Genomic DNA, 8,300 nt, shown 5'->3' on the forward strand with positions numbered 1-8,300 from the left:
AAACTGTGTTTATATTTGATATCAAAGCATCTGCATTTGCTAATACTTTGTCTAAACGAACTTGAAGTGGTTCTAATTTTTGCCCTAAAGCGTCTGTTAATCCTAATTTTATTCCTGAGATTAATTTATCTCCATCAATTGTCATATTAGTGTCTTTGTAATTAGGAATAATAGCAATTTGCTTACCTGCAATTACTCCTGGCTCATAAATTTGTGCTACACTTGTTTTTGAAATTGGAAATTCATCATCGTCTATTTGAAGCTCAACAAGTAATTTTCCGTTTGCATTAAGTGTTATCGAATTTACCTTTCCTATAATTTTTCCGCTTACAGTTACTGGTGCCGATGTTGCTAAACCTTCTACATTATCATATTCGACAAATAGTTTTTTGTGACTATTGAATAAATTTTGCCCTTTTAGGAAACTATATCCCCAAATAAATAACAAAATTGAAGCAATGACTAATATGGCAGTTTTAATTTCTCTAGTGATTTTCAAGGTAAAATATTTTTAACAAAATTAATAAATTCTTATTAGTATTACTTTTTTAATGCTTCGTTTAAGCTAATTTTTATTCCGTTTTTGAATGCTACAATAAATGCAGAATCATAACCTTTTGTTTTTGCTTCGAGCAATTGCATTTTAGCAACAACATAATCGTTAGTTTCTCCGTACATATATTTGTAGTAATCTTTTTCTAAGACGAATGAAATTTTATCTAAACCATTAAAGTTTTCTGGTTTTGTTTCTATTTTAGATGTACTTGCTTTTAGTTGGATTTTAAATACTGGTTTATTTGTGTCTATTTTTTTTACTTCAACTGGTAGTTTTATTTCTTTTGATGTGTCTTTAATTTGAATATTTACTTTTGGTGTAGAGTCTTTTATAATTGGTTTTTCATATCTTTTAATATCAATAACTGGCATTGTACCACCAAAATACTCAACTTTCATTCTAAAAACAGCATCAGCAATAGTTTTTGCAATATTTTGTTGTCCTTCTTCAGAATTAAGATAAGATCCCTCATCAAGATTAGAAATAAATCCAGTTTCTACAAGAACTCGCGGCATAAATGCTTTGTGTAATACCATAAACGGAGCTTGTGCAACACCTCGAGATTTTCTATTTAATTTATTTTGCAAACCATCTTGAATAGTACTCGCTAATTCGATACTTTGGTCTAGATATTCTTCTTGTGCTATTGTTGCACTAATTAATGATTCTGGTGAATTAGGATCATATCCAGAATATTTTTTCTTATAATTATCTTCTAAAGTTATAACGGAATTCTCTTTCTTAGCAATAGCAAGACTAGAAGCACTTTTAGAAAGTCCCATAACAAATGTCTCAGAACCAAAAGCATCATTATTTTTATTAGCATTACAATGAACTGATACAAAAAAATTAGCATTTGCTCTATTGGCAATATTTGCTCTTTCTACTAAGTCTACAAAAGTATCATTATTTCTTGTATAAATAACTTGTACATTAGGATCTGACTCTAATATCTTACCTAATTTTAGTACTATCGCTAAATTTATATTTTTCTCTACAAACCCATGATATGTAGCACCAAAATCATGATCACCATGTCCTGCATCTAAAACAACTTTAAATTTAGAATTTGTTTGTGCTGAAGCTGTTGCAATAAAAAATAAAGATAATGTTAAGGCAAAATGTTTCAATTTTAATGTAAATTTCATACTTGTATTTTTTTATAAATGACCTAAAAGGTTATAATTTCATTAAATGCTTAATTTTTTTAAAAATAGATTGTAAGTTTGTCACTTCAAAAATTAAGCCATATTTTTACAAAAATAGTATTTATAGCGTTGCGTACAAACTTATTTCATATCGTTTTTTTAGCTTTTTTATTAACTTTTGGATATAACACTTGTTATTCTCAAGAGTTATCTAAAAAAACTACTTCTATACCTTCTAAAAATCAGAAAGATAGCCTAAATATTGGTGTGAAAAACATTGTTAAAACTTCCGATACTATCAAAAAAGATAGTGTTACTAAAAAAAAGCGATTACTTGAAGCTCAAATAAAATATAAAGCTGAAAAATATGCTAAAATAAATCAAAAAACGAAACAAATTACACTTTATGATAAAGCCGAAGTGTATTATAATGATATTGAACTTAAGTCTGGAACTATTGTCATAGATTACGAAAAAGACGAAGTTTATGCCGGACGAATAAAGGATTCTGCAAATACTTATTCGCAATATCCTTATTTCAAACAGGGAGATAATGTAGTTGAACCAGATTCTATACGTTTTAATTTTAAAACAAAAAAAGCTTTAATTTGGAACTCTAGAACCGACCAAGACGAGTTTAGAGTAAAAGGAGAAATTACAAAAAGAGAAAACGACTCAGTTTATTTTATAAAAAATGCTCGTTTTACCACCTCAAAAAATTTAGAAGATCCCGAATACTACTTTTTAGCTAGAAAAATAAAGTTAGTTCCTGGAAAAAAAGTAGTTACTGGATTTACAAATATGGTTATTGCGGGAGTTCCAACTCCAATAGCTATTCCATTTGCTTATTTTCCTTTGTCGAAAGAACGTAATGTGTCTGGAATTATAATCCCAACCTTTGGAGACTCTAATGCACAAGGCTATTTTTTGCAAAATGGTGGGTATTATTTTGCATTAAGCAAACATTATGATTTAGCGCTATTAGGTGATTATTACACAAACGGAAGTTATGCATTTAGAGCAGAAACAAGTTATGCCAAAATTTATAAATATCGTGGTAATTTTAACTTTAGATATGAGAATCAGATTTCTGGAGAACGTGGATTTCCAGGTTATGGAAAAAATAAAATTTATAATTTACAATGGAGCCATTCTCCAGATGCTAAAGCAACTCCAAACTCTAGATTTTCTGCTTCAGTAAATTTAGGTAGTCAGAAATATTTTAAAAGTTCATTTAATCAAATAAATAATTCAGCATCGTTAAATAATACATTAAGTTCTTCAATATCTTACTCAAAAACATTTAATACTGTTCCGCAAGCAAATATTGCCATTACTGCAAATCATAGTCAAAATACAAATACTGGGGCAATAAATATGACTTTGCCAACTCTGACAGCAAGTTTAGACAGAATATATCCTTTTGCTAAAAAAGATGACTCTAAAAAAGGATTTATTAAAAATATAAATTTTACTTATAACTTATCGGCACGAAACGAAATACAAACAGTCGATTCTTTATTCTTTAAACCACAAATGTTTCGTGATGCAAAAAATGGTATGCAACAAACGATACCACTAAGTACTAGTTTTAAAGTATTAAAATACTTAAACATATCTACATCCGCAAATTATATCGAAACATGGTATTTAAAAACAATACAAAAAAATTATAATGCAGTAACTAATGTAGTTGATGAAACTACAAATAATGGTTTTGATGCTTTTAGAACTTATAATTTTTCAGCAGGATTAGGGACTACGATTTATGGAACTTTTAATATTAGTAAAGATAAAAAAATTCAAGCTATTCGCCATGTGATGACTCCTAATATTGGATATAGCTATAAACCAAGTTTCGAAAAATATTATGACACATATGCCACTGATGGAAGCGGAAAAATGGCAGATTATACTCGTTTTGAGAAAGGGATTTTTGGAGCGCCAGACAAAAGTTTTTCTAATAATTTGAGCTTCTCAATAAACAATACATTTGAAGCAAAAGTAAGAGATCGAGATTCTACAAAAGTAGAACCAAAAAAAGTTATGATTCTTAATAATTTACAATTTTCTACTGGATATAACTTATCTGCCGAGAAAGGAGCTCAGGCTTGGCAGCCAGTTCGAGTTAGTGGTGGTACAAATTTATTTAAAGATAAAATGAATGTTAATTTTGGTGCAACTCTAAATCCTTATGCTATAGATTCAAATGGAAATAGTCTAAATATCTTTAATATAAATAACGGAGGCAGTCTTTTTAGAATGACAAGTGCTAATATGACTCTTAATTATTCTCTAAGAAGTAAAGATAAAAAAGATAAGAAAAAAGATGATTCCTACGGCAACAAAGGCTTACAAAATGGAGGACGTGAAGATGACTTATTTGGCAAAACTACCGATTTTAGTAACAGACAACAGAGTCAGTTCGACAAAGATGATGAAGACGATAAATTTTCAGGTTTTTTTAACGCACAAATTCCTTGGGATTTAAAGTTAGCATACTCTTTAACATATGCAAATAATAATCGGGAGAAAAAAATATCCAGTAGTTCATTAATGTTTTCAGGAAATATAGATATTACGCCAAAATGGAAAGCTGGTGTATCTTCTGGTTACGATTTTGTGCAAAAAGGAGTTACTTACACCCAATTACGATTTGAACGAGACTTACTAAGCTGGCGAATGGATTTTAATTGGATGCCTTTTGGAGATAGAGCTACATGGTATTTCTTTATAGGAATTAGTTCTTCCGTATTAAGTGATATTAAATGGGACAAACATAATACTGCCGATAAAAGACTTTAATTATTTTTTACTAAACTTAAATAAAATTGTTAAATATAATATTCAAGAAAAATAATTATAAAAAAACTATGAAAAAAATAATATTCACAGATAAAGCTCCTGCTCCTATCGGGCCTTATAACCAAGCAATATTAAGCGGTAATACTTTATATACTTCTGGACAAATAGCTATAAATCCTGCAACGGGAAGTTTAGTTCTAGATAATATTGAGATAGAAACCGAACAAGTTATGCAAAACCTAAAAGCAGTTCTAGAGGCAGCTAATATGACTTTTGATCATGTAATAAAAACAACCATTTTTATTATGAATATGGGAGATTTTGCGAGAATAAATGCTATTTATGGAAAATATTTTACCGAAGAAACTGCACCCGCAAGAGAAACTGTTCAAGTTTCTTGTTTACCTAAAAATGTAAATATAGAAATTTCTATGATTGCTGTGAAATAAATTTTTCGTAAAAAAAACCTGCTCAAAATAAAATGAACAGGTTTTTTTATGAAATTATTTTTGCGATTTAATTAAAATGCAACATTCCATCTTGGTAAACAATTGTTTTCATCAAGAAAATTTTGAAGCATCTGAGCTTCTACAAAAGTTGGAATCACTTTAGTCTTATCATTATAAGTTTCATACCAAAAAACTTCTAATCTTGAAATATTTTCTTTTTTCATTTGCGCTGGCCAAGAATATTTACGTCCTGTTTTTGCAAATTGATGTCCATTTACAATCTTATCATATAATCCTCCACCTTTACTTTTTAGTGACCCATCATTTTGAATAGTTCCAGTAGAACCTACCATAATAAGTTCTTTTACTTCATTTTCTATTGAATAAACAAGGAAAACACCACTTGCTGTTTCAGTTGCGTTACAAACTACTTCTAAACTATCTTCTATTGTAAAAGTAAAACTATTACTTACTTTAAACTTTTTTAATTCTTTATACATTTTATATTTATTTTATTATTTGGCAATTTGAAAGCTAAAAACCAAACTTCTGCAAAAGTAGCATTAATTAATTTTCTAAAGAAACTTAAGCCTCTTTATATCCATAAACTTCCTGTATTAATTTCAAAAATATTTATTCTCTTTTTTTAATAGTCTATTTATTAACTCATTTTCATTAAATAAAAAAACCGAGCTATTTTAGACTCGGTTTTTCAGAACTTATTACACAATAAACTAATCTTGTTGAGATTTTATTGCTAAACTGTATATTACCAATCCAAAACCAATTTTATTGATTGCATCTGCAATATTGTAAGCAACATCTACACTTCCCCTTCCTAGAATTGAAGTATACCAACCATCGGTTCCAAGCATGTATCCTAGTGGATAAATTGCCCAACCTACAAGTACAAACCAACATAAAATTTTGTGCGCTGCAAGAACATTTCCTCCTGCTGCTGTAGCTAATTTTGAAGCTTCTCCCAACCATATTTCATATACAATTAAGAAATAAGCAATTCCTGAAACTAATCCCCAAATCCATGCGTTTGTAGGATCGACAGCTTCACCGAAATAACCTGTTACTAGCATTACAAGAGATAGAAAAATCATTTTCCATAGTAAGCTTTGCTTTGCTCCTGCAACCTTGAGTATCAAATAAAATTCAACACACATTAATGGCACCGTCAAAATCCAGTCAACATAACGGAAAAAAGTTGGCGACTCTCCTATTTCTGCCCAATATTCTTTCATATAAAAATAGTGAACAGCTGCAATAAAGGTAATTAAACCAGATACTAATACTGAGGTTCTCCATTTTTTATCGAATTGGTTTAACGATAAAAAGAAAAAAGCTGATGCAGCCATCATTGCCATACATCCTACAAAAAATGTGAATCCAACATAATCTGTTGGTAACATTTTAGAAACTAAACTCGGAAATAACATAAAATTTGTCATAAAATTTGATTTTAAAAATGGTTAAATAATTTTGTTTAACGAATATACAAAACAATTAAACAAAATAATATAACTTGTTTAATTATTTTTACATAATTTTAAACAAAAATAATAAGCCATGACAAATTATTCGAATTTCGCAATAATAACTAGCTTCTTTGGATTGTGGATAGATTCATTCTTTAAAACTGAATTTCAAATTTACTTAGGATTCGTCTTAATCTTCTCTTTTGGAATATTACATGGAGCAAATGATTTACTATTGATTGAATCCATAAACAAAGAAAAAAAAACAAATTATTTCTATAAAATTCTTATTTACTATATTCTAGTAGTAATAACTGGAGGGATTTTATTCTATTATATTCCCAGCATAGCTTTAATAAGCTTTATAATAGTTAGTGGTTATCATTTTGGAGAACAACAATGGCAGAATATAGAAATTTTGAATCAAGGGTTTAAATATACTTTCTTTTTTTGTTATGGTATATTTATTTTATTTCTATTATTCTATTTTCATCAAATAGAAGTACAAAGCATAGTTACCGAAATTACTGCTATTCCATTGAATTTAAATATAATAACTAATAGCTTTAAATTTTTTGGTGGGATTTTATTTTTATTTTTTTTATACTTATATATAATACATACAAAAATCAGGAAACAAATTTTATTAGAAATCTTCTATTTAATAGTTTATGCAATTATATTTTTTAGTTCAAGTTTAATATGGTCATTTACTATTTATTTTATAATATGGCATAGCATCCCTTCAATATTAAATCAAGTTAATTTTTTATATGGTAATTGTAATACAAATTACTTGATGAAATATTTTAAATCTGCGGCATTATATTGGATATTATCAATAGCAGGATTGTTTCTTTTTTATGTTATTTTTAAAGACTTAAATCTTTTCAATTCGTTATTTTTTTCATTCTTGGCAGCAATAACATTTCCACACGTCATAGTAATACTAAAAATGTTTAGGACGAATAATTAATTTAAATAGACTAATTTTTGTTTAAAATTATTCTATAAAAAAACCGAGTAATTTCTTACTCGGTTTAATCTATTATATAAAAGTCTATTATCGTTTATCTAAATAAAGATTATTTAACTTCTTCAAATTCTACATCTTGAACATCATCCCCTTGCGCTTCAGCTTGTGGCTGTGCTTGTTGACCTTGTTCTCCTTGAGCATACATTGCTTCTGTAGCTGTTTTCCAAGCTGCATTTACATTGTCTAATCCTTTTTGAATTGCTTCTAAATCTTGAGATTGGTGAGCCATTCTCAATTCAGTTAATGCATATTCGATTGCAGTTTTGTGCTCGTCAGTAATTTTATCTGCCAATTCTTTCAATTGCGTTTCAGTTTGGAAAATTAAACTGTCAGCTTCATTGATTTTTTCAACTCTTTCTCTAGCGATTTTGTCAGCTCCAGCATTAGCTTCAGCATCTTTTTTCATTCTTTCGATTTCTTCAGCTGTTAATCCAGAAGAAGCTTCGATACGAATATCATGAGATTTACCAGTTCCTTTGTCAGTTGCAGAAACTTTAATGATACCATTAGCATCAATATCAAAAGTTACTTCAATTTGAGGAACTCCTCTTGGCGCTGGTGGAATACCGTCTAAGTTAAAACGACCAATCGTTTTGTTATCGGCAGCCATAGCTCTTGCACCTTGAAGAACGTGTAGTTCAACAGTTGGTTGAGAATCAGCAGCTGTAGAGAAAATTTGTGATTTTTTAGTTGGAATAGTTGTATTAGACTCAATTAAGATTGTCATCACACCACCCATAGTTTCGATACCTAAAGATAAAGGTGTAACGTCAAGTAACAATACATCTTTTACATCTCCAGATAAAACTCCACCTTGAA

At 29.0% G+C, this 8,300-nt stretch carries 8 protein-coding genes; 3 read left to right on the forward strand and 5 right to left on the reverse strand.

The window, feature by feature from the left end; translation table 11 throughout:
* On the reverse strand, positions 1–499 hold a 499-nt coding region (locus ABI549_RS12615), incomplete at its 3' end, for an MlaD family protein (RefSeq protein ID WP_348076817.1).
* Between the two features lie 41 nt (positions 500–540).
* A complete protein-coding gene (locus ABI549_RS12620) occupies positions 541–1,704 on the reverse strand; it encodes an N-acetylmuramoyl-L-alanine amidase (RefSeq protein ID WP_348076818.1) in 1,164 nt (387 codons plus the stop codon).
* A gap of 78 nt (positions 1,705–1,782) precedes the next feature.
* Here ABI549_RS12620 and ABI549_RS12625 point away from each other — a divergent pair, with 78 nt between their 5' ends.
* The gene (locus ABI549_RS12625) at positions 1,783–4,509 is read left to right on the forward strand and encodes a putative LPS assembly protein LptD (protein ID WP_348076819.1); all 2,727 of its coding nucleotides are present in this window, start codon (positions 1,783–1,785) and stop codon (positions 4,507–4,509) included.
* A 68-nt stretch (positions 4,510–4,577) separates the two neighbouring features.
* Positions 4,578–4,958 (forward strand): RidA family protein, encoded by a 381-nt coding sequence (locus ABI549_RS12630; protein ID WP_348076820.1) that lies wholly within the window; start codon positions 4,578–4,580, stop codon positions 4,956–4,958.
* Between the two features lie 71 nt (positions 4,959–5,029).
* Here the strand turns inward: ABI549_RS12630 and ABI549_RS12635 are convergent, their stop codons facing one another.
* Both ABI549_RS12635 and ABI549_RS12640 read right to left on the reverse strand, forming a co-directional pair.
* Entirely contained in the window at positions 5,030–5,458 is a 429-nt protein-coding gene (locus ABI549_RS12635; RefSeq protein WP_348076821.1) for a hypothetical protein, read from the reverse strand.
* A 234-nt stretch (positions 5,459–5,692) separates the two neighbouring features.
* On the reverse strand, positions 5,693–6,418 hold the full coding sequence (locus tag ABI549_RS12640; protein WP_348076822.1) for a bacteriorhodopsin-like: 726 nt from the start codon (positions 6,416–6,418) through the stop codon (positions 5,693–5,695).
* Positions 6,419–6,536: 118 nt separating this feature from the next.
* Here ABI549_RS12640 and ABI549_RS12645 point away from each other — a divergent pair, with 118 nt between their 5' ends.
* The gene (locus tag ABI549_RS12645; protein ID WP_348076823.1) at positions 6,537–7,421 is read left to right on the forward strand and encodes a Brp/Blh family beta-carotene 15,15'-dioxygenase; all 885 of its coding nucleotides are present in this window, start codon (positions 6,537–6,539) and stop codon (positions 7,419–7,421) included.
* Positions 7,422–7,530: 109 nt separating this feature from the next.
* Here ABI549_RS12645 and ABI549_RS12650 read toward each other — a convergent pair.
* Positions 7,531–8,300: Hsp70 family protein (locus ABI549_RS12650; RefSeq protein WP_348076824.1), on the reverse strand; the 770-nt coding region annotated here is incomplete at its 5' end.

It is taken from the genome of Flavobacterium sp. (assembly GCF_039932285.1).
Classification (GTDB): Bacteria; Bacteroidota; Bacteroidia; order Flavobacteriales; family Flavobacteriaceae; genus Flavobacterium.